The 22130-nt window shown below is 45.7% G+C and carries 20 protein-coding genes; 16 read left to right on the top strand and 4 right to left on the bottom strand.

Annotated features, from left to right (window positions below):
• Nucleotides 1–34 precede the first annotated feature (34 nt).
• Entirely contained in the window at nucleotides 35–2344 is a 2310-nt protein-coding gene (locus tag WD077_16035) for an FdhF/YdeP family oxidoreductase (protein ID MEX0968743.1), read from the top strand.
• A 23-nt stretch (nucleotides 2345–2367) separates the two neighbouring features.
• On the opposite strand, the gene WD077_16040 is transcribed toward WD077_16035, so the two are convergent.
• The gene (locus WD077_16040) at nucleotides 2368–3615 is read right to left on the bottom strand and encodes a porin (protein MEX0968744.1); all 1248 of its coding nucleotides are present in this window, start codon (nucleotides 3613–3615) and stop codon (nucleotides 2368–2370) included.
• A 219-nt stretch (nucleotides 3616–3834) separates the two neighbouring features.
• On the opposite strand from WD077_16040, the gene WD077_16045 reads away from it, so the two are divergent.
• Nucleotides 3835–4287, top strand: a complete 453-nt coding sequence (locus WD077_16045) for an ArsI/CadI family heavy metal resistance metalloenzyme (protein MEX0968745.1) — start codon at nucleotides 3835–3837, stop codon at nucleotides 4285–4287.
• The gene (locus WD077_16050) at nucleotides 4229–4807 is read left to right on the top strand and encodes a sigma-70 family RNA polymerase sigma factor (protein MEX0968746.1); all 579 of its coding nucleotides are present in this window, start codon (nucleotides 4229–4231) and stop codon (nucleotides 4805–4807) included. The genes WD077_16045 and WD077_16050 overlap by 59 nt, the downstream gene beginning before the upstream one ends.
• 10 nt (nucleotides 4808–4817) lie before the next feature.
• On the opposite strand, the gene WD077_16055 is transcribed toward WD077_16050, so the two are convergent.
• Nucleotides 4818–5801: a helix-turn-helix domain-containing protein gene (locus WD077_16055; GenBank protein MEX0968747.1), complete on the bottom strand. Its 984-nt coding sequence runs from the start codon at nucleotides 5799–5801 to the stop codon at nucleotides 4818–4820.
• Between the two features lie 182 nt (nucleotides 5802–5983).
• On the opposite strand from WD077_16055, the gene WD077_16060 reads away from it, so the two are divergent.
• Together WD077_16060 and WD077_16065 are read left to right on the top strand one after the other, a co-directional pair.
• Nucleotides 5984–6361: a VOC family protein gene (locus tag WD077_16060; protein ID MEX0968748.1), complete on the top strand. Its 378-nt coding sequence runs from the start codon at nucleotides 5984–5986 to the stop codon at nucleotides 6359–6361.
• Between the two features lie 14 nt (nucleotides 6362–6375).
• Nucleotides 6376–6636 carry a hypothetical protein gene (locus WD077_16065; protein MEX0968749.1) on the top strand — a complete coding sequence of 87 codons (261 nt, stop codon included), beginning with the start codon at nucleotides 6376–6378 and terminating at the stop codon, nucleotides 6634–6636.
• 13 nt (nucleotides 6637–6649) lie between these two features.
• Here WD077_16065 and WD077_16070 read toward each other — a convergent pair whose 3' ends face one another.
• Nucleotides 6650–8887: a transglycosylase domain-containing protein gene (locus WD077_16070; GenBank protein MEX0968750.1), complete on the bottom strand. Its 2238-nt coding sequence runs from the start codon at nucleotides 8885–8887 to the stop codon at nucleotides 6650–6652.
• Between the two features lie 6 nt (nucleotides 8888–8893).
• Complete coding sequence (locus WD077_16075; GenBank protein ID MEX0968751.1) at nucleotides 8894–11539, bottom strand: tetratricopeptide repeat protein; 2646 nt, start codon at nucleotides 11537–11539, stop codon at nucleotides 8894–8896.
• Between the two features lie 104 nt (nucleotides 11540–11643).
• On the opposite strand from WD077_16075, the gene WD077_16080 reads away from it, so the two are divergent.
• The 11 genes from WD077_16080 to WD077_16130 all read left to right on the top strand — a co-directional run.
• Nucleotides 11644–12513 (top strand): M23 family metallopeptidase, encoded by an 870-nt coding sequence (locus WD077_16080; protein ID MEX0968752.1) that lies wholly within the window; start codon nucleotides 11644–11646, stop codon nucleotides 12511–12513.
• A gap of 29 nt (nucleotides 12514–12542) precedes the next feature.
• Nucleotides 12543–13001, top strand: coding sequence for a polymer-forming cytoskeletal protein (locus WD077_16085; protein MEX0968753.1), 459 nt, complete (start codon nucleotides 12543–12545; stop codon nucleotides 12999–13001).
• A gap of 193 nt (nucleotides 13002–13194) precedes the next feature.
• The gene (locus WD077_16090) at nucleotides 13195–13611 is read left to right on the top strand and encodes a hypothetical protein (GenBank protein ID MEX0968754.1); all 417 of its coding nucleotides are present in this window, start codon (nucleotides 13195–13197) and stop codon (nucleotides 13609–13611) included.
• Nucleotides 13583–14833, top strand: coding sequence for a F0F1 ATP synthase subunit A (gene atpB / locus WD077_16095; protein ID MEX0968755.1), 1251 nt, complete (start codon nucleotides 13583–13585; stop codon nucleotides 14831–14833). Before WD077_16090 ends, atpB begins: the two co-directional genes overlap by 29 nt.
• A 35-nt stretch (nucleotides 14834–14868) precedes the next feature.
• The gene (atpE, locus tag WD077_16100; protein ID MEX0968756.1) at nucleotides 14869–15132 is read left to right on the top strand and encodes an ATP synthase F0 subunit C; all 264 of its coding nucleotides are present in this window, start codon (nucleotides 14869–14871) and stop codon (nucleotides 15130–15132) included.
• Between the two features lie 98 nt (nucleotides 15133–15230).
• Nucleotides 15231–15743, top strand: coding sequence for a F0F1 ATP synthase subunit B (locus WD077_16105; protein ID MEX0968757.1), 513 nt, complete (start codon nucleotides 15231–15233; stop codon nucleotides 15741–15743).
• 9 nt (nucleotides 15744–15752) lie between these two features.
• Nucleotides 15753–16289, top strand: a complete 537-nt coding sequence (atpH, locus tag WD077_16110) for an ATP synthase F1 subunit delta (protein MEX0968758.1) — start codon at nucleotides 15753–15755, stop codon at nucleotides 16287–16289.
• A 42-nt stretch (nucleotides 16290–16331) separates the two neighbouring features.
• Nucleotides 16332–17939 carry a F0F1 ATP synthase subunit alpha gene (gene atpA, locus WD077_16115; GenBank protein MEX0968759.1) on the top strand — a complete coding sequence of 536 codons (1608 nt, stop codon included), beginning with the start codon at nucleotides 16332–16334 and terminating at the stop codon, nucleotides 17937–17939.
• Nucleotides 17940–17969: 30 nt separating this feature from the next.
• Nucleotides 17970–18866, top strand: coding sequence for an ATP synthase F1 subunit gamma (gene atpG, locus WD077_16120; GenBank protein MEX0968760.1), 897 nt, complete (start codon nucleotides 17970–17972; stop codon nucleotides 18864–18866).
• 199 nt (nucleotides 18867–19065) lie between these two features.
• Complete coding sequence (locus WD077_16125) at nucleotides 19066–21471, top strand: 3-hydroxyacyl-CoA dehydrogenase NAD-binding domain-containing protein (protein MEX0968761.1); 2406 nt, start codon at nucleotides 19066–19068, stop codon at nucleotides 21469–21471.
• A 165-nt stretch (nucleotides 21472–21636) separates the two neighbouring features.
• Nucleotides 21637–22130 (top strand): class I SAM-dependent methyltransferase (locus WD077_16130; GenBank protein ID MEX0968762.1); only part of this gene is annotated, 494 nt, incomplete at its 3' end.

A 22130-nucleotide genomic window follows, 5' to 3' on the forward strand; every position in this document is an offset into this window, starting at 1 on the left:
GCTTTGGTAACGAATTACTGCTGACTGAAGATCTATGGCTGATCAAAAAAAATCGTCTCATCCGGAATTTACTTCTACTGATCCCACCGGGCTGAAGCTGGGTAAACCAAAGGAAAGTGCTGCTGGGGTCGCAGGGGTGGGCGCTGCCCTGTCGCATTTGCTGAAGTATATGGACCCTGTACGGGCGGCAAAAGTGATGCTTGAACTAAACCAAAAGGGCGGAATTGACTGCCCCGGCTGTGCATGGCCGGATCCGCAGGAGAAGCGCTCGCGGGTGGCGGAGTATTGCGAAAATGGCGCAAAGGCCATTGCAGAGGAAGCCACAACCCGGAAGCTTGATCCTGAGTTTTTCGCGAACCATTCTGTAGCAGAGATGGCGGCTCAATCCGATTTTTGGATCGGGAAGCGCGGACGCATTATGCAGCCCATGCTTCTGGAAGCGGGCGAAACGCACTACAAACCGGTGGAATGGAATACTGCATTCCGTATCATCGCTGATGAGTTGCTAAGCCTGGATTCACCGGATGATGCAGCTTTTTACACTTCTGGCCGCACGTCCAACGAAGCGGCATTTCTCTACCAGCTTTTTGTGCGGATGTTCGGCACCAACAATCTGCCCGATTGCAGCAACATGTGCCACGAAAGCAGCGGTGTGGCCCTCACTGATACGCTGGGCATCGGCAAAGGCTCGGTGAAGCTGGAAGATCTTTATGAAGCTGAAGTCATCCTGGTTATTGGCCAGAATCCCGGAACGAACCATCCACGGATGCTCAGCGCGCTGAAGACGGCAAAGCAAAACGGAGCGAAGATCATCACCGTGAATCCATTGCCGGAAACGGGATTGATCGCATTCCGCGATCCGCAAAAAATGCTTGACCTCATTGGCAAGGCAACGCCCCTCACCGATCTTTTCCTGCAAGTGAAGATCAATGGTGATGTGGCCCTGCTGAAAGCCATAATGAAATTGCTCTGGGATGAAGAACAGAAGCATCAGGGGACGGTATTCGACCTTCATTTTATAGAGCAGCAAACCGATGGTTACCGGGATTTTATCGAATCGCTGCAAAATGTGGATGTGGAGGAAATGGCGGAGCAATGCGGGGTTTCGCTGGATAAAATTAAGGAAGCTGCAGCGTTGCTGATGCACAGGAAGAAGATCATTGCCTGCTGGGCCATGGGATTGACGCAACATAAAAATGGCGTGGAAAACATACAGGAGGTGGTAAACCTGCTGCTGCTGAAAGGCAGCCTGGGAAAACCCGGAGCCGGCACTTGCCCGGTACGCGGCCACAGCAATGTACAGGGCGACCGCACGATGGGAATTTGGGAAAAGCCGTCATCAGCCTTCCTGGACCGGCTGCAGGAGGTTTTCGGATTTGAGCCGCCACGGGCTCACGGACTGGACGTAGTAAACGCCATTAAACGGATGGCACAGAAACCGGGAATGGTATTTTTTGCAATGGGCGGAAATTTTCTTTCGGCTTCTCCTGATACAGCACTAACGGCTAAAGCGCTGCAAAACTGCAAACTCACGGCCCATGTGAGCACCAAGCTGAACCGGTCTCACCTGGTTACCGGCAAGCGTGCACTGATTCTGCCGGCCCTGGCTCGTTCGGATCAGGACATGCAAAATGGCACGCCTCAGCTCATCAGCGTGGAGAATTCTATGGGCATTGTGCATTCCTCGGCTGGCCGGGTAAAACCGCTTTCACCACACTTGCTGAGCGAACCGGCTATTGTGGCGGGGCTTGCCAAAGCTACATTGCCTCCCAATCCAAAAGCAGACTGGGATGCGTTTATTGAAAGCTATGATAATATCCGTGAGAAGATTGAGGCGGTGATCCCGGGATTTGAAAATTATAATGAGCGGGTCCGGCAGCCCAATGGTTTTTATTTGCCGAACTGTATACGTGATGGCCATTTTAATACGCTGAGCGGGAAGGCCAACTTTACGGTAAATCCGGTGCCCGACAACCGCCTTGAGCCTGGCGAATACATGCTCACCACTGTTCGGACCCACGACCAGTTCAATACCACCATCTATGGCCTGAACGATCGCTACAGGGGAATTTATAATGAGCGCAGGGTGCTGATGATGAACCCTGAGGATATGGCAGCAGCCGGATTGGAAAAGAAGGATGTCGTGGATCTGATCAGCCATTTTAACGGCACTGAGCGCGTTGCTCCGGCATTTATTATTGTTCCCTATAACATCCCGCGAGGCTGCACCGCCACATATTTCCCGGAGGCCAATGTGCTGGTTCCTGTAGATTCGGTTGCAGCAAAGAGCAATACACCAACCTCTAAGATGATAAAGGTGCGGTTGCGGCCTGCCTCCTTGTAGAGACGCAATTAATTGCGTCTCTACTACAAATGCACCTCCAACTGCAGGCGAACCATGATTCCATCCTCTACGAAATCGGGGCTGTCAAATTCTTTTTCGGTGGTATAGATCACGTCAGTCTGTACCTTCAGCTTGTGCCCGACAATATACCTGGAGACGCCCAGGGTGTATTGTTGATGGTCGGCCTTCTCAGTAATTTCATCGGTATTGGTAGTGGTGTATCGTCCGGCTACTTCCCAGTTATTTTTGAAAAGGTAGCCGGCCTGGATATTCAGTCCGGTGCCGGTGAGGTAAGAAATGGAATTTCCTGCAGTATCTGCTACAAGCGGGCTTTTATCGGATTGCTTGTTAACATATTCGGCCATGACAGATATGCCGCGGTATTTAAACATCATATCAATAAAAACTGTGGACAGCGATCGCAATTCATCCTCTGAAATGATCACGCGTGGTTCCAGGACATATTCTCCCAATTGTCCTCCGGTTCGGGGAGCGTGGTCGTTGTAATCGTAACTTGCTGCTACAGAAAGTTTGGGCTGTTGTTCCCGTGCGAGGTCACTGCTCACGTAATCGCCCTTGCCGGCAAACGATCCAAAAGGCAGGACTTCCACGCGACCGGTATATCCAAAACCGCCAATATTTCCTGCGGTAACGTTCCGGCCTTCTCCCTGCGAAACGGCCGCAATTTCCCTGATGATCACTTTGCCTATTTTAAAATGGTGGCGCAACTGAAAACCCATGTCCCGGTCAATATTGTAAAGGCTGTTCAACATACTGCGTTCTACGAACTGAAGATCGGCAGAAGAAATGACGCGTTCTCGATTTCCGGGAAGCTTGGTTTGCCCTGCCCAAAGCACGAAGTTCCCGGCAAAATTCCATTGTGCAACCGCATCAAGAATGAGAAAAGGCGCATTCCGTGAATACCGGCTGGCCCCGGCAATATCCGAGTTCGTCATTCCGATCTCTAATTTATATTTCAGCCGGGGGGAATAAGCGAAGCCATCAAACTTGAGCCGTGAGCGTCTTACCAGCCAGGAAGTGTGGCTCTCAGAAAAGTCCAATCCGCCTTCACCTGCCGGAACCTCATAAACAAAGAGATTTTGAAACCGGAAGCCCGCGTTGATGAGAAAGGAAGAATCCTTAGCCATTACTGAAAGGCCCTGACCAAACCGGCTATTCACCAGGTTTTGTGACCAGCCTTGCGTTGTTCCCGCTATTAGAAACAGGGCAACAGAGAGGAGAATTGCAAAAGAATACGGTGCGTTTTTCATGTTAAATCATGGTAAAAAATGGTGGGGCAAATGTGAAGAAATACTGCCGATGTCTCTTAATTTTCCACCGGAAGATATTCACAAGGACCAGGGATTATTTCCTTCCGTTTTATGACATGGCGGAAATGACTTTTTTATTATTTGACATCAACCTCCAATTTTTTTGTAACATTCAAGGGATCGCTCAGTCATCTCATTAAATATTAAAAATTTACTACGATGAAAAGATTTCATGTAAACCTGGGAGTGAAGAATATTGATGAGTCAACCGCATTTTATACCGCCTTATTTGGCGCATCGCCCACCGTTAAGAAAGATGACTATGCCAAGTGGATGTTAGACGATCCTCGAATTAACTTTGCCATTCATTTAAAGCACTACGATTTTGGTGTTGAACACCTGGGTCTGCAGGTAGATGCCCTGGAAGAACTGGATGAAGTATATGCGGGAATGGAGAATGCAAAAGGAAAAGTAGACCACGAGGGGGAGACGGTATGTTGTTATGCCAAGTCAGAAAAGTCCTGGATCAAAGATCCGCAGGGAGTGGAGTGGGAGGCCTTTTACACCTTTGGAGAGAGCACCGTGTATGGAAAAGAAAAAGAAACGAAAGCCGATGGAGACGAAAATAAAGAAGGTGTGCGAGCCTGTTGCGCCAGCGTTCTTGCTGTATGAGGAGGCGCTGAAAGGCTTCCTTTTAAATAAAACCAAAGATGCAGACCTGGCCGGAGAAATTCTCCGGCAGGTGCTGCTGAAGGTTTATAACAATTGTGAGAAGCTGGCCGAAGTGCAGAACGTAAAAGCGTGGCTTTTCCAGATCACACGAAACGCGCTGTATGACTATTATAAAGAACAGCAAAAAACCACGGATATTGAGGCCATGCATGAGGAGGACGAGCCGGAAATGGATGCTCCTGAAGAGGAGATTAAGGAATGCATAAAGCCGCTAATGCGGTTGCTGCCGGATAAATATTACCAGCCCCTGAAAATGTATGATCTGGAAGGCATTCCTCAAAAGGAAATCGCTGAAAAGCTTGGACTTTCCCACGGGGCCGTGCGGGTGCAAATAAAGCGCGGCCGTGAAAAGCTTCGTGAACTCTTCCTGGAATGTTGCGATTTGGAAATGGACAGCCGGGGAAGGGTAGTGGCGATGGAGGTAAAGGATAGCTGCAAGCCTCTGAAGGGGAAATGTTAGTTTCAGGTTATCAAACTGCCACGGATTCTTTATTATACTTGTTGCGATATTCGAGCGGTGAAAGGCCGGTGATCTTTCTGAATACCGTTCTGAACGCTTTGGGGTCAGAATAGCCTACCTCATACATGATTTCATTGATGTTCTTGCGGCTGGATTCGAATTCCTTTTTGGCCGCTTCCATTTTCACCCGCTGAATATATTCAGAAAGCGTGTTGCTGGTGGCTTTCTTGAATCTGCGTTCCAGGCTTCTGCGGCCCAGTGCCAGTATTTCGGTCAGCCGGTCTACCGTAATCTTGTCCTGATAATTTTTCTCTATGAACTCCTGGGCTTTTTTCACTTCCTCATCCTCATGCGCTTTTTGGCCTTGGAATATGATGAAGGGTGACTGGCTATGACGGTCAATATCTATCATAAATGATTTTGCAATGAGAATGGCGATTTCTCTTCCAGCGTGTTTCTCAATGAGGTAAAGCAGAAGATTCAGATAAGAATAAGCGCCACCGCTGGTATATATTCCATCTTCCTCCGTCATGATCCTGTCATCCACCAGGTTCACCTCCGGAAACATCATTCTGAAGGTATTGGCTTCTGCCCAATGCGTTGCGCATTGCCTGCCATTTACTAAACCGGTTGAAGCCAGGAAAAACGCCCCGATGCAAAAGCTGGCTACTTCCGCTCCTTTTTTATATTGTTCTATGATCCAGGGAATAAAGGCCCGGTTATCCTCGATGGCTTTCTGCTTGTCTCCATGAATTGCCGGAATGATGATCAGGTTGGTTTTCCGTACTTCATCAAATAATACGTCCGGGTTTACGGTAAACAGGCCTGTGGACTGCCTCGCCTCCCGGGCAAGTCCTACAAGTTGTACCTTGAAAAGAGGAGCATTCCCTGCATGGCTCATGAATTCATTGACATGAGAAAAGATCTGGTGCGTGCCCTCGATATTTACGAGGCTGGTATGCCCGTTCGGAATCAGAATAGATATATGTTTCATAATGACAAATCTACAGGATGAATTTGTCGTGATCAACCTCTGAAATTGCCGTAATAACACCCTTCTGGTCTGCTTGTCTCCAGGCTATATTTGTTGAGCAGAAGCAAGGGATATGAGGAGAAAGCAAGCAAAATACTTTTATAGCCATTAATTTTACAATTAATCATAAATCAAAAAAAACCATGTTAGACAAATCAACAGCATTCAGCAGTTTTTCAGTGGATGACCTTAAAAAAGCAAGGGAGTTCTATGAAAAAAAATTAGGCCTGGAAGTAACGAGCAATGAGATGGGACTTCTGGAAATTGGCCTGAAAGGAAATAATATAATGGTCTATCCCAAGCCGAATCACATTCCGGCTACTTACACCATTCTGAATTTTATGGTGGAAAATATTGACAAAGCGGTGGATGAACTGGCCGGCAAAGGAATCGTGTTTGAGCAATATGAGGGCGAAATAAAGACGGATGAAAAGGGCATTTCGAGGGAAGGCGGGCCACCGATGATTGCCTGGTTTAAAGATCCTGCAGGGAACATTCTCTCAGTGATATCCGAAGAATAATATAGGTTGGGTTCATGGTAGAAGTGTTCAGAACCAACGTCATTTTTCAGCATCAGGCAAAATTTCTTGAGGATCAAATCAGGCAGCAGTTTGCGGATTACTCATCGAATTTTGATCTTGAAGATTGTGATAAAATACTTCGGGTAGAATGTAAAACCGGGACAATAGCGCCTGAACCGATTCAACGGTTATTCAAGGATTCAGGATTTTATGCCGAAGTGTTGCCGGATGGGGCAAACAGTGGACACGGTGCAATTATTCAGAAGAAGAAATAATCAGACGATTGGATTAAGGGAATCCAAGAAGATCATCACGGCCCAGGCCATCCTGCATCTGGTCTTTTTTATAGAGACTGCAGTTGATCTCTACGGGGAGGTCTTCTTCCGGGCGGTCAAATTCCGTTTTGGTCATTTTAAGTATGGGATCGGCATTTACCTTATTGATGAACAGCGCCCAAATGGGAAGCGCCATATTCGCCCCCTGGCCTAGTGCAGTGCTGCGAAAGTGAACTGCACGGTCTTCAGCTCCCACCCATACTCCGGCAGTCAGCTCTGGCACCACTCCGATAAACCATCCGTCAGAGTTATTTTGCGTTGTGCCGGTTTTGCCTGCAATTTCCTGCCTCATATTGTACTTGCTGCCACGAAGCCGCAGTCCTGTACCATATTGCGTTACGCCCTTCAGCAATTCCAGCATCACGTAATTATATCCCTCGTCTAAAACCTCTACGATGCGCGGCTGAAAGCTGGCAATCTCATTTCCGTTCTTATCCGAGATATGGGTGAGGTAGTTGGGCTGCACCCAGGAACCTTTATTTCCAAACGTGTTGTATGCACCTACCATTTCAAATACCGAAATATCAGGCGTCCCCAGGGCAATAGAAGGGTAAGGTGGAATTTCACTCTCAATGCCCATGTAGTGCGCAAATTTGGCTACCTGTTCCGGTCCTACTCTTTTCATTACCCAGGCAGTAATGGTATTTACTGATTTTGCCAATCCGGCTTTCAATGAATACATTCCGCCATATTCGCCATCCGAATTTTTCGGGCTCCAATTCTTAAAATCTTCAAACGTTACGCGCTGGTTAGGCACCTCCATGCATGGAGAATATTTATTGACGACAATTCCTGCGGTATACACAAAGGGCTTAAAGGTGGAACCTACCTGGCGCTTCGCCTGGATGTTGACGTGGTCGTACTGAAAATATTTGTAATCAATACCGCCTACCCATGCTTTGATCTGGCCTGTGGGTTGGTCCATTGCCATCATTCCGGGATGGAAGAACATCTTATGATACTTCACTGAGTCCAGGGGAGACATCGTGGTGTCAATTTCTCCGCGCCAGCTAAAGACCTTCATTTCCACCGGTTTGCTGAAAATTTCCTTAATGTCATCCATGGTATATTCGGGATTGGCATTTTTTAGCTGCCAATAGCGATCGGAGCGCCTGATGCCATCTGTGAGAATTTTTTCCTCATCAGCTTTTGAAATTGGAATATCTTCCCATTTGCTGTAAAACTGGCCCTGCAGAACGGGCAGATGTTCCTTCACCGCTTCTTCGGCATATTGCTGCATTCTGCTGTCAATCGTGGTGTAAATCTGCAAGCCATCCCGGTACAGATCAAAACCGCGTTCACGCGCCCATTTGCCGAGTTCACCGCGCAGGTGTTCGCGGAAATAAGTTGCGAGGCCCCTGCTGTGGCTTTCTACCTGGTAGTTAAGTTCTATGGTTGTTTTCTTTAGCGAATCATATTCTTCCTGGGTGATGTAGCCGTATTTATTCATCTGCTTCATCACCACATTTCTGCGCAACCGGGAGTTTTCAGGATTGCTCACGGGCGAATAGTATGTTGTAGCCTTCAGCACTCCGACAAGAATAGCCGCTTCAGGAACGGTCAGGGAATCAGGCGCTTTATTAAAGAAAGTCTTTGCTGCCGAGCGAATACCGTAAGTGTTGCTTCCAAAGTCCACGGTATTAAAATACATCGTTATAATCTCTTCCTTGGTATAGCGTCTCTCGAGTTCAGTAGCAATCACCCATTCCTTCAGCTTTTGCTTTATCCGCCCTATCATGCTTCGCGGTTTTTCATGGAATAAATTCTTGGCAAGCTGTTGCGTAATTGTGCTCCCACCTCCGGCATTTTGCTGTAAAACCACGGTTTTAAAAAATACACGGGCCAGCCCTCTGAAATCAATACCAGAGTGGCTCTTAAACCTTGCATCTTCAGTGGCCACGAGAGCATTTTCAAGGTTTTCACCCAAGCGGTCATAATCAATCGGTGTCCGGTTTTCCTTGTAATATTTTCCGAGAATTTTTCCGTCAGAGGAGAATACGATGGAGGCTTCCGGAGTTTGCGGGTTCTCAAGCTCCTGAGGGTCTGGCAGAGGGCCAAACACTCCCCAGCTAATTGCAAAGTATAACAGGACTATGCTTAACAGACCTCCAGTTAAAATTATCCAAAAGCCGAGAATGGATCGGCTATAATTGGTTTTGGCATTGCCCGGTTTTTTTTTGGAAGCGGTCATTTTAAATTAGAGTTTAAACTGGTTCCGGAAGAATTTTAAATAAGAATTAAGATCCTTAGTTTTTATCACTTCTTTGAAATTTGCTTCAGAAATGATGAAGTCTTCCGGGGAATTTATTTTTAAGGACTTTCTGAATTCAGCATCATTGGTTACCCCGGTAAAGTATTTTTCTGCCTTATCCCGGTTGCTGAATTGTTTTACCAGCAACACCTGTGTTTCACGATCCAGTAAAAAGGAATTTACCTGGAGGCTGGCGATCTTGAAATACTTGGAGTTATAGTCAGAAAAGCGGCTCTTGATATTTTCGATATTTCCCCCTTCAATCGGGAAGGATACCATATAATAAAAATTTCCTTTGTTGTTATCGGCATATACGCCAGGATCCGTTTCTCCCTCAGAGCCAATCGCAGATACGGAGGCAGAAGCTGTATCGCCTTGTGCCTTCAGGTAGCGGATCACGTTCTGCGCATGATCGCTCACCCGGTCGTTTTGATACTGGTCTACAATTCCCTGAAGATTGCTGATGAACTCTTCCTCATCCTGCGATTTGCCCTTGCACAATACCTCCAGATAGTCGTACTTAGGTTTCAGGTAGTTCAGGGAATACTTGGCATTGGCGGCCATCGCCATCTTATTCAACTGGTCACAATCGCCAAGCTTATATACATCGTACGCCCGCTGGTAGTCGGCTTCCAGTTCTTCATCTTTATTGGAAGATCCGAATTCCCTCATAAAAGCATCAGGGTTTTCCAGCAGCATCGCATATTGGCTTTCAGGAAATTTATCAATGATTATCTTTTTGTATTTATTGGCATTTTGCTCATCACCGGTTTCTACATAGAGCTTATATAGATTATAGTATACATCTAATGCATATCTGTTTTCGGGATAGCGTTCCAATAAGTCATTATAAACCAATATCGCCTGCTCGTAATCCTTTAGCTGCTCGAAATAAATATTTCCTACGGTAAATAAAGATTCAGTAATGCGATTGTCAGAGGCATTCATCTGCACCGGGTTCAGGGGAATATCCAGATAATATTGCTGTTGTTCCTTCGGGATGTTTTCCAGTATTTCGGCATCTACGCCTTCCCGGGATGCCAGATCTTCTGTAGCCTCCACGGTGTCTTCCTCTTCTTCAATGGTAGTCATGGTTGCGGCTTTTTTACTCCTGCGCCAGTTGTCCTCCAACGGCCGGGGACCCCACTTCCGCTGAAACTCGTTATAGCCCACCGCCATTGCACTGGGATTGTACAACGGAAACCCTGATGAGCCGGCCTCTGAACCCTGCAAAGGATTAATAGGATCATCAAACTCCGGTATCCCAGAGGAACGATAATCTGATTCTTCCTCGCCCAGGGCTTCCAGTCTCTCTTTTTCAAGCTTCCTTGCCTGGATGAGGCTGTCAATGTATTCAGATAAATCCTCCTCAGAAAGCCCGGCCAGATGTTGCAGGCTGTCTTCTCTTTCCACGACTAATAAATTTGTTACCAATTCATCCAATACTTCTTTTTTGAGCTTTACCTGCTCATGATCGGGATATTCCTCGGTAATGGTAAGGCTTGCACTGTCATAATATGCTTTGGCAAAACGAAATTCTTTATCCTTAAAATAAATATCCGCCAGCGTGAGGTAGCTGAGCGTTTTCTGATTTTGGTTATCGGTACTGGCCCGGGCGCTCTGGCTGTAAAAGCCAATAGCTTCCTCTTTGTTGCCCTGCCTCATGGCGAGATTTCCCAGTTCAAAATAGATCTGATCCAGGAACTGGATGTTCTTGTCATCCTTCAACATTTTTAACAGAAGCTTTTTTACCTGATTGGCTTCAGCGATACTTTTTACATCTACAGAGCGGGCCAGGTTTACACGGGCATTAAATGCGATTTCATAAGGTGGATTTTTGCGGATAATTTCACGGTATAGCAGGTTGGCCGAATCAGTTTTTCCTGCATTTTCAAGCAACTGGGCAAGGATGAACTTGTACCGCAATTTAGGTTGCTTCTTCTTCACTTTGGGGATAGCATCCTGCAGCGGCTTAATGGCACTGTTATAATTTCCAATATCAATATTAATGGCCGCCATCGTCAGATCCCTTTCCATCTTCACATCCTCCGGATACCTTTTTTCGCTTCGCACCAGAGAGAGGATTGCCTGTGCCTCCTCCGGCTGGTCGAGTTCCATATAACTTTTGGCAATCCACAACGTAGAGCGGTAGGCCAATTCAGTTCTTTTGTATTTAGAGACGACATATTGAAAGATCTCAATCCCTGCGTAATAATCTTGTTTAAGAAAATAGGATTTGCCGATAAGAAAATAGCTGTTATCCAGGTAGTTGCTCAGCGGTCTTTTATCAATTACCGATGATGCCTTTGTGATGACAAGATCCAGATTAGAGGCAGCAGCCTTAGCGTCCTCCTCTTTTCCATATTTATATACCGGTAAAATGCGGCTGAAATCATCTTCCTGATTCTGGTTTAGATTTTGTTCAGTCGCGGAATATAACTGCCGGGCGTTAAAATAGCCATTGAATTTGGCATTTACATTCTGCCATGCCTTATCCACTTTGGAGCCTTTCAGTGCAGCACAGCCGCTAAGCGAAAGTAAGGAGGCAGCAATAAGAAGCAGAATTGCTCTTCTGAAGAAATTAAGGATCAAGATTAGAAGGTGCTTAAGATTTGATGTATAACTAAGAGGGGTCAAAAATATTTCAATTTTAAGAGAAAATTCACTTGCTGCGTCCTGCTAAGCGTGGCGACCTCATGAAGAAGAATAGTTCTAAATACTTCAAAAAACTTACCAACAGGTATAGGATCGTCATCCTCAACGAGAAGACGTTTGAAGAGAAAACAGCCTTTGCGCTGACACCTCTCAATACACTGACCCTTTTTAGCATTACTTTCCTCATCTTCTTTTTTATGGTATATGGGCTCATTGCTTACACGCCCCTCCGGGAATATATACCCGGATATTCTCAGTTCAGGAATACTGAGGAGTTTGCCGAACTGATCATGAAAGCCGATTCTATGGAGAATCAGCTTTATACCACGGAAATTTACCTGGCCAATCTTAAGCGTATTATCACGGGCACTATTGGCGAAACTGCGGAAGATTCCGCTGAATTAGCAAAGCCCATAACCAAAGTAAGGAGCGAATATTTTAAAACTTCCCGTGAAGATTCATTGCTGAGAGACGAGATAGAGAATGCTGATAACTACAGCCTTAGCTATTCCAGCCAGGCTTCATCCAAAGAAAAAGCCTCCAATATTCTGTTCTATCCTCCCGTGAAAGGATTCATTTCTGACCGCTTTAACGCTGCCACCCGCCATTATGCTGTAGACATTGTGGCAGAACCTAAACTTGGAATTAAGGCTACTATGGATGGAACTGTGATATTTGCTGATTGGTCAGTGAATACCGGACACGTAATTGTACTTCAACACGCAAATAATCTCATCTCGGTCTATAAACACAATTCAGAGTTATTTAAAAAAGTAGGTAACTTCGTCCGTGCAGGTGAGGTAATTGCAATTATCGGGGAATCAGGGGAGCTAACCACAGGGCCCCATCTCCATTTTGAACTGTGGCAGAACGGTCATCCAATGGACCCTGAGAAGCACATTGTTTTTTAAAGAACTGAAAGTTAAAAATAGAAAAAAGGATGTTTGGAAAAGAGAAAAACGGAATAGGAAAAAGAACCTCAGATGCTATCGGCAAGATTAACCTGATCGGAAGTGGAACCAGCATAGAGGGTGAGGTTAAGACGGACAGCGATATCCGGATAGATGGAACAGTAAAAGGAAATATTCATTCGCAGGCAAAAGTGGTGATTGGCGAGAATGGCAATATACATGGCGACATCCATTGCCAGGAAGCAGATATCCACGGCAACATTTCAGGCAATATCTTCGCAGCCCAGCTTCTGCACCTGAAAGCTCCCGCCAAAGTAAGAGGTGACATGCATACCAAGAAGTTGGTGGTAGAAGCCGGAGCAGAATTTAATGGCCAAAGTCACATGGGAGATGTTTCAGCAGATATACATGCCGCGCGCAGTGAAAAAGGAAGAGAAAACGGACAAAGACCAACAAGAACGACAGCCGAAAAAGTCGCTGTCTCCTAGTGATTTCGGCCGCTACCTAGGCCTCGGTACGCAAATTATGGCTACCGTTCTTTTTGGGGTGCTAGCAGGTCTCGGACTGGACCATCTGGCAGGAACCGAAAAGCCTATCTTCACAATTATAGTTTCAAGTGTCGCCATCATCGCTGCTATTTATCAGCTTATTAAACCATTTATTTAACTCATGTTTGCTTCCATGATGAAGAGGTTCTTCCTCTATATTTTCATCTTCTCCATATTAGTTTATGCCGTAGGATACTTTGCCGTACTGAAGTTTGGGAACCCGGTGCTTGCCGAAGCTGATCTATTCAACTTCACTTTTTTCCTGCTGGTTACAGTCATCAGCTATCCGCTGCTTGCCCATTCTTTGGTGAGCAATCCCAAGTCATTTAATAATCTACTTTTCGGAGGTATTGCCCTAAAGATGGTGCTGAGCCTCGTTTTCATACTTTTATTCATCAGCAGATTTGAAGATAGCAAGATAACTTTCGTCCTCAGCTTCTTTGCCTCCTACATTTTATTTACAGGCTTTGAGGTTTATCTATTATTGCTAAATTTGCGGCAAATTTCAGAAGCCCATAAAAATGCAGAAAAGCCTGATGCTGTTGGTTAAGCAGCACATTTTACCTCTCACACTCCTGCTCTTTTCAGTCTTTTCTTCCCCTGTTTTAGCACAACATGATCCTGATCCCATTCAAAAAGGTGAACAAGGACGTAGTCATGATGAGCACCTGCCGGAGGGAGATATTGTTAAAGAAGAATATGATGCAGCCGCAACCACCATGCATCACCTCGGTGATTCTTACTCATTTGATCTGTGGAAGCAGGACGGCCATTACGTAGGGTTTCAGTTCCCACGCATCTTCTTTGACCAGAAGACCAATCAACTGCGTTTTTTTCTTACCACCACAAGGGCTAAGGAAGCCGGATATATTGATCCCCACGATTTCCACGGCCTCCATAGATACACTAAAGATGTAAAGCATGGTTTCCTGATGACGCCATCTGCACATGGCGAACTACAGGAACTTGAGGAGCAGGTTGAAGCCGGAACGCTCGCGGGAGAAGAAGCTGAACTGCAATTGGATAATCTCATCAGGGAATATGGTCCCTGGGATTTTTCCATTACCAAGAATGTTTTCTTTATGCTCATCACCGCATTGTTGATGCTGTTGATATTCGGCTCTATGGGCAAGAGATATAAAAGTAATCCTAACCGCGCTCCCAAAGGGGTATCCTCATTTTTTGAACCCATCGTTGTTTTTATCCGCGATGATATTGGCAAGAATTACATTCCCCATCAATATGAGCGGTTTATGCCGCTCCTGTGTACGATGTTCTTCTTCATCTGGTTTCTCAACATGTTTGGTCTGGTACCTTTTGGCGCCAACGTTACCGGAAATATTTCCGTTACCCTGGCGCTTGCGCTCATTACCCTCGTTATTACCAATATTAATGGGACAAAAACTTATTGGGGCCACATCTTCTGGTTTCCGGGAGTGCCCCTTCCTGTTAAATTTCTGATGATGATCGTGGAGGTAATTGGGATTTTTACAAAGCCCTTTGCCTTGATGGTTCGTCTGTTTGCCAATATTACAGCCGGCCACGTTATCATTTTGTCGCTGATCGGCCTCATTTTCATACTTGGAGAAATGGGTGCTAACCCTGCTGCAGGATGGGGAGTGTCAATACTTTCTACAGTATTTGTGCTCTTTATTGATCTACTTGAACTTTTTGTGGCGCTGCTCCAGGCTTATGTATTCACACTTCTTTCCGCAGTATTTATCGGACAGGCACTGGAAGATCATACGCATCATGAAGAGGCCGCACATTAATTTGTTTTTTCATTTTTTCTAAATAAATCGTAATCATGACTTTACTCACCATTTTGCTGCAGGCAGGCGAAGCCGTTGGCTGGGCAGGCTTAGGAGCCGGCCTCGGTGCCGGTATTGCTGCTTTGGGTGCAGGTTTAGGGATTGGTCGCATCGGTGGGCAGGCTGTTGAAGCTATTGCCCGCCAACCGGAAGCTTCTAATGAGATCCGGGGTGCAATGATCCTTTCCGCTGCCCTAATTGAAGGTGTAGCCCTTTTTGGAGAAGTTATCTGCGTTTTGATGGCGCTCCAGGTTGGGTAATCAAACCAGTCCGGGTTTCTTAGCGATTGGCAAAAGGAACCCGGACACTTTTACCGTGAACTTAAATTTTGATTAAAATCATATTTTAAAAAAAAATAATGAACACATTACTGCTGAGTGCTTTGATTACCCCTGATGTCGGGTTGGCATTCTGGACTGTTTTTATTTTTATCATTCTTCTGATTTTACTCAGGAAGGTAGCATGGAAGCCCATTGTTACCGGTCTGAAAAACAGGGAGCACTCCATTAATGAAGCGCTGGAATCGGCTAAGAAAGCACGTGAAGAGATGAGCCAGTTGCAGAGCCAGAATGAGGAACTGCTGCAGGAGGCCCGCCAGGAACGCGATGCCATGCTGAGAGAAGCCCGCGACATAAAGGAAAAGATCGTAGCGGAATCCAAAACGGCTGCTCAGGAAGAAGGACGGAAGATCATTGCAAAAGCCCGCGAAGAGATTGAACGGGAAAAAGAAAAAGCCTTCCGTGAAGTGAAGGACCAGGTAGCTATGATAGCAGTGGATGCAGCAGAAAAGATTCTGCGCCAGCACCTTAGCAATCCAGAACAGCAGCAGCAACTCATTCGCGATTACATCAAGGAAACGAAGCTCAATTAAGCAACTACCATGTCTCAGCACAGGATCAGTCAACGATACGCGAAGGCGCTACTGGAATTTTCGCTCGAAAAAAATGAGCTCGAAGAAATAAGGACGGATGTTCAGGATTTCCTGAAACTGACACGGGAAAACCGGGACTTCAGGTTACTGCTCGAAAGTCCGGTGATAGATCAGGATAAAAAGAAGCAGATCCTCAACAGGATATTGGAAGGTAAAATAAATAATATCCTCCTGCGCTTCATTCATCAGGTTTTGACAAAGAAAAGGGAAGAATTGCTGGCCGGTATTTTCAATCAATTCCTTGTGCTTTATAATGAACGAATGGGAATAGCCAAGGCCACGCTTTTTACGGCAGTGCCCATTGATGAAAAGCTGCACAAACAGATCTCAGAAATGTTGCAGCAAGGCACTAACAGGCGATTTGAACTGGATGCACAAGTTCAGGAAGACATGATAGGTGGATTCATTTTGCGCTATGATGATAAGCTGGTAGACAGCAGCATAAAAACAAGGCTAAAAGAATTAAAGCTTCATTTGGCCAACTAATCCAATTTTTATTTTAAGAAAACAAGATTTAAAGAAATCAAAATAATGAACGTAAGACCAGACGAAGTTTCGGATATTTTAAGGCAGGAACTGTCGGAGTTCAAGTCAGAGGCCGAACTGCAGGAAGTAGGAACTGTGTTGCAGGTAGGCGATGGCATTGCCCGCATCTACGGGCTCAATTCAGTGCGTGCAGGTGAACTTATTGAATTTGACAAAGGATTAATGGGCATTGTTCTCAACCTTGAGGAAGACAATGTGGGTGCAGTACTCCTTGGTAGTTCAGATCTTGTTCAGGAGGGCGATACTGTAAAAAGAACCAATCGAATAGCTTCCATCCAGGTGGGAGATGGGATGTTGGGCCGCGTGGTGAATCCACTCGGTGAACCCATTGACGGCAAAGGGCCGCTTGAAGGTGAAAAATATGAAATGCCGATAGAGCGAAAAGCACCGGGTGTAATATTTCGTCAGCCGGTAAATGAGCCGCTGCAAACCGGGATTAAGGCCATAGATGCAATGATCCCCATTGGCAGAGGCCAGCGTGAACTTATTATTGGTGACAGGCAGACTGGCAAAACCACCATCGCCATTGATACTATTATTAATCAAAAAGAATTTTACGACCGGGGAGAACCTGTTTACTGCGTATACGTGGCCTGCGGACAAAAAGCATCTACAGTTGCGGGTATTGTTAAAATCCTGGAAGACAAAGGTGCTTTGGCCTATACAGTGATAGTAACGGCAACTGCTTCAGACCCTGCGCCTTTGCAGTTTTACGCACCATTGGCGGGCGCTTGTATCGGAGAATTTTTCCGTGATCGCGGGTTGCCTGCATTGATTGTGTATGATGATCTCTCAAAACAGGCCGTTGCATATCGTGAAGTTTCCCTGCTTTTGCGCAGACCTCCGGGACGCGAGGCATATCCGGGAGATGTTTTTTATCTCCACAGCCGCCTCCTGGAGCGCGCCTGTAAGGTCATCAATTCTGATGAACTTGTTCAAAACATGAACGACCTGCCCGAAAGCATCCGGCCTCTGGTAAAAGGCGGTGGTTCCCTCACGGCATTACCGATTATCGAAACGCAGGCCGGAGACGTTTCGGCCTATATTCCAACAAACGTGATCTCCATTACAGATGGTCAGATCTTTCTCGAATCTGACCTCTTTAACTCCGGAGTACGGCCGGCTATTAATGTGGGTATTTCAGTATCCCGCGTAGGGGGAAATGCTCAGATCAAAGGCATGAAGAAAATTGCCGGGACGCTGAAACTTGATCAGGCTCAGTACCGTGAACTTGAGGCATTTTCCAAATTTGGCTCTGACCTGGATCCTACTACCAAGAGAGTGCTGGACAAAGGATCCAAAAACGTGGAGATCCTGAAACAGAAGCAATTTAATCCTATGTCTGTTGAAAAGCAGATCGCGATTATTTATTTAGGTACACAGGGCTTGCTGGCAAACATTCCGGTGGAGAGAGTAAAGGAATTTGAAAAGGAATATTTGGAACTGCTTGAATTGAAACAACAAGATGTTTTGAATGAGCTTCGCAAGGGAGTGCTGAATGATGATATCACAAATGCACTGAAAGCTGTTGCAAAAGATATTGAACCGAAATATAAGATCAAGGAAGAGCCTGTAAAAGCTAAGGCATAAATATGCTTTAACTGGTATTAGAACATAAAAATGGGAAACTTAAAGGAAGTACGGAATCGCATCACATCTGTAAAAAGTACGCAGCAGATTACTAAGGCGATGAAAATGGTCTCTGCTGCGAAACTGCGGAGGGCACAGCAAAAGGTGCTGAAGATGCGGCCTTATGATCTGAAGCTTTCAAGTGTGCTGCAAAACCTGGCTGCACAGATAGGAGAGGAGTACGATCATCCCTTGTTTAAAAAGCGGGAACCCAATCGTGTGCTCCTGGTAGCCATAACGGCTGACCGCGGGCTGGCAGGCTCTTTCAATTCAAATGTGATCAAAGAGACCATGCGCCTCGTCCGTAATGATTACAATTCACAGTTCAATGCCGGAAATCTCAGCATTTATTCCGTAGGCAAAAAGGGCCGGGACAATTTCCTGAAATATAAATATCCTTTGGCAGGTGAGAATAATCATATATTTAATGATCTCACAACCGAGGAAGCGCACCGCGTGGCCAGCGAGATCACTCAAAAATTCAGTCACAATGAGTTTGATCGCATAGTCCTTATTTTTAATCAGTTCCGCAATGCTGCTGTTTATAACACACAAGTAATACAGTTGCTGCCAATACCTGAGGCGGCACCTGAAGAAGTGGCGGAGAAGGAGCAGGGCAGGCGTGTGAATTACATCTTTGAACCTTCTATGGAGGGAATTATGGATAAGTTAATCCCGCTGGCATTGCAAACCACGATTCACCGGGCGCTGCTCGATTCAAATGCAGCCGAACATGGAGCACGAATGACAGCAATGGACAAAGCCACGGAGAATGCCGAAGACCTGATCAAGGATCTTCGGCTCAAGTACAACAAGGAGCGCCAGGCCACCATCACTAAAGAACTCCTCGACATTGTAGGCGGTGCAAGGGCTTTGGAAGAAGGATAAAAGCTTTATTAATTATCCAGATATGCAAAAGGCCTCATACCGCAGTGTGGGGCCTTTTTTTATACTGAATTACCCACTCACAATTGTTTTCTGTGATTTAGATTTCTCATTTCCGTCTTTATTTTTTCCTCAAACTTTTCCGGTTCTCCATCCTTTATCTGGCATAAGTAAATTCTTTTATCAGAATTAAATCCTCATTATGAACCGAATAATCAGAAAAGTTGCAGTGCTTGGCTCAGGCGTGATGGGCAGCCGCATTGCGGCCCATTTTGCAAATGCCGGATGCCAGGTATATCTGCTTGACATAGTGCCGAAAGAAGTTAACGATGCCGAAAAACAAAAAGGATTATCACTGAAGGATAAGGCCGTACGCAACCGGATAGCGAACGAAAATCTGCAAAATACACTGAAAGGAAAGCCGGCAGCCTTTTACCATCCGGATTTTGCCAGCCAAATAACTACCGGGAATTTTGATGATAATCTTGAATGGATTTCCGAATGCGACTGGACGATAGAGGTGGTGGTGGAAAACCTGGAGATTAAACGGCAGCTTTTCGAAAGGGTAGAAAAATTCCGGAAACCCGGCTCACTCATTACCTCCAATACATCAGGCATTTCCATAAATGAAATGGCAAAAGGGCGGAGCGAAGATTTCAGAAAGCACTTTTGCGGAACTCACTTCTTTAATCCTCCGCGGTATCTGCAATTGCTGGAAATTATTCCTGCGGAGGATACGGATCCTGAAGTAGTGGAATTCCTGATGGACTATGGCGACCGCTTTCTCGGAAAAACCACTGTCCACGGTAAAGACACGCCAGCATTTATTGCTAACCGAATCGGTGTATTCAGCATAATGACCACGCTGCACCTTATGCAAGAAATGGACATGACGATAGAGCAGGTAGACGCGCTCACCGGCCCCATTTCCGGAAGGCCCAAATCTGCTACATTCCGCACCACGGATGTAGTGGGTATTGACACGCTGGTGAAAGTGGCTGAAAATACTTTCACCGCTACACCCGATGACGAAAAAAGGGAACTCTTTAAAGTCCCCGAATTTGTTAATGAAATGGTAGAAAAGGGCTGGACCGGTGAAAAAGGAGGGCAGGGTTTCTATAAAAAAACAAAGGATAAACAGGGGAAAACAAATATTCTGGCCCTGGACCTGGGAAGCCTGGAATATCGCGCGCAGCAGAAAACGAAATATGCAACAGTAGAAACCGCCCGTCCTATTGAGAACCTCCAGGAGCGGCTGCGCGCATTGCACAGTGGGAATGATAAGGCAGCGGAATTTTTAAGGAAACTTTCCTTTGGGATTTTTGCCTATTCATCCAACCGCATTCCTGAAATATCTGAAGCAGTTTATAAAATTGATGATGCATTGCGGGCAGGCTTTGGATGGAAGCTCGGACCATTTGAAACGTGGGATGTGCTGGGACTGGAAAAGGTATTAGCACAAATGAAGGAGACCGGCCACAAACCCGCCAACTGGGTACAGGAGATGGTGGATGCAGGTGTTGATTCCTTTTATAAAGCGGAGAACGGGAAAAGGAAATTTTATGATATCGCAGAGAAAAAGTACAAGGATATTCCTGGCAGGCAGGATATTATCCTCCTGGACAATTTCCGGGCACAGCAGGCGGTATGGAAAAATGAAGGCGCCACCCTGCATGACGTTGGCGAAGGGATTCTTTGCCTGGAGTTTCATACCAAGCTGAATACACTCGGTAGCGAAGTTTTGCAGGGAATCCAAAAGGCAGTCGAAATCGCGGAGAAGGATTTCCGGGGGCTGGTCATCGGCAATGAGGCGGAGCACTTTTCAGCAGGTGCCAACTTGGGGATGATCTTTATGCTGGCCGTAGAGCAAGAGTTTGATGAACTGGATTTTGCCGTACGAACTTTCCAGAAGACAATGATGTCGCTCCGATATTGCGGCATACCGGTGGTAGCAGCCCCACATGGAATGGCGCTGGGTGGAGGCTGTGAACTCAGCCTCCATGCTGACAGAATTGTGGCTTCGGCTGAAACCTACATGGGGCTGGTAGAGGTGGGCGTGGGCCTCATTCCCGCAGGTGGTGGTACCAAGGAAATGGTGAAACGTGCATCTGAAAACTATCAGAAAGGAGAAGTGGAATTTCCTGAACTGCAGCATCGCTTCCTCACCATTGCGCAGGCAAAAGTTTCAACTTCTGCCCATGAAGCGATAGAACTGAAGTTTCTGAAGATGGATCACGATCAGATAACCGTCAATCCCGGCCGCGTGATCACAAATGCCAGGAAGGCCGCCATTGAACTGGCAGAAGCAGGATATACACCGCCTCTCAGGGAAGCGAATATTAAGGTGCATGGACGTGAATTTCTGGGGGCATTGCTCACAGGTGCCAATGCATTTTTTACCGCAAATTATATTTCAGCGCACGATAAAAAGATAGCCGAAAAACTTGCTTACGTAATGTGCGGAGGGGATCTGACCGCTGAAACAATGGTTACCGAGCAATACCTTCTTGACCTGGAACGAGAAGCATTCCTTTCGCTGCTAGGGGAAAAGAAAACACTGGAAAGAATAGAGCACATGCTGAAAACAGGAAAACCATTGAGAAACTGAGGGCAAATATTTTTATAATTAAAAATGAATACCGGTTTTAGTTTTTATAAAAGATTAAATAATTGATATTACATTTAAAATTGAAAGAATCTGTAAAGCATCAAATATTTTCCGGAATTTGCCGGAAGGCGTATGTTATCTGGTTTAAATTCAAATAAAAATAAAATGAAAGAAATAGCACCCATCGCCATGCCTGGCACCCATCAGAAGTTTTTAGAATACTTCAGGGAAAGGAAAGAACCGACAGAAATGAAAGTGCTGGATATGGGAGCCGGACATGGAGCATTTACCAGCAGGCTGTATGATATGGGCTATGATGTGCATGCCTGCGATCTTTTTCCGGAAATATTTCAGTTCGATAAAGTTGAATGCAGAAAAGTGGATATCACCAGGAAGTTTCCCTATGAGGATAATTCTTTCGATCTTGTAATTGCTATAGAAGTCAGCGAACATATTCTTGATCACGAAAATTTTTTCAGTGAAACGGGCAGAATCCTGAAGCCGGATGGAAAGCTATATATTTCCACTCCCAATATTTTATCTTTAAAATCAAGGTTTCGATTTCTGTTCAGGGGGTTTTATTATAGTTTTAAACCCCTGGAATTAAAAAATAGGTATAGGCGCTTAGGTAGCAATATGTTATTTTTGCTCCATGTTAA

The organism is Bacteroidia bacterium (genome assembly GCA_040880525.1).
Classification (GTDB): Bacteria; Bacteroidota; Bacteroidia; order CAILMK01; family JBBDIG01; genus JBBDIG01.

Coding starts and splice junctions, on each gene's coding strand:
- WD077_16035 (MEX0968743.1), top strand. CDS start 35: ATGGCTGATCAAAAAAAATCGTCTCATCCGGAATTTACTTCTACTGAT.
- WD077_16040 (MEX0968744.1), bottom strand. CDS start 3,615: ATGAAAAACGCACCGTATTCTTTTGCAATTCTCCTCTCTGTTGCCCTG.
- WD077_16045 (MEX0968745.1), top strand. CDS start 3,835: ATGAAAAGATTTCATGTAAACCTGGGAGTGAAGAATATTGATGAGTCA.
- WD077_16050 (MEX0968746.1), top strand. CDS start 4,229: ATGGAGACGAAAATAAAGAAGGTGTGCGAGCCTGTTGCGCCAGCGTTC.
- WD077_16055 (MEX0968747.1), bottom strand. CDS start 5,801: ATGAAACATATATCTATTCTGATTCCGAACGGGCATACCAGCCTCGTA.
- WD077_16060 (MEX0968748.1), top strand. CDS start 5,984: ATGTTAGACAAATCAACAGCATTCAGCAGTTTTTCAGTGGATGACCTT.
- WD077_16065 (MEX0968749.1), top strand. CDS start 6,376: ATGGTAGAAGTGTTCAGAACCAACGTCATTTTTCAGCATCAGGCAAAA.
- WD077_16070 (MEX0968750.1), bottom strand. CDS start 8,887: ATGACCGCTTCCAAAAAAAAACCGGGCAATGCCAAAACCAATTATAGC.
- WD077_16080 (MEX0968752.1), top strand. CDS start 11,644: ATGAAGAAGAATAGTTCTAAATACTTCAAAAAACTTACCAACAGGTAT.
- WD077_16085 (MEX0968753.1), top strand. CDS start 12,543: ATGTTTGGAAAAGAGAAAAACGGAATAGGAAAAAGAACCTCAGATGCT.
- WD077_16090 (MEX0968754.1), top strand. CDS start 13,195: ATGATGAAGAGGTTCTTCCTCTATATTTTCATCTTCTCCATATTAGTT.
- atpB (MEX0968755.1), top strand. CDS start 13,583: ATGCAGAAAAGCCTGATGCTGTTGGTTAAGCAGCACATTTTACCTCTC.
- atpE (MEX0968756.1), top strand. CDS start 14,869: ATGACTTTACTCACCATTTTGCTGCAGGCAGGCGAAGCCGTTGGCTGG.
- WD077_16105 (MEX0968757.1), top strand. CDS start 15,231: ATGAACACATTACTGCTGAGTGCTTTGATTACCCCTGATGTCGGGTTG.
- atpH (MEX0968758.1), top strand. CDS start 15,753: ATGTCTCAGCACAGGATCAGTCAACGATACGCGAAGGCGCTACTGGAA.
- atpG (MEX0968760.1), top strand. CDS start 17,970: ATGGGAAACTTAAAGGAAGTACGGAATCGCATCACATCTGTAAAAAGT.
- WD077_16125 (MEX0968761.1), top strand. CDS start 19,066: ATGAACCGAATAATCAGAAAAGTTGCAGTGCTTGGCTCAGGCGTGATG.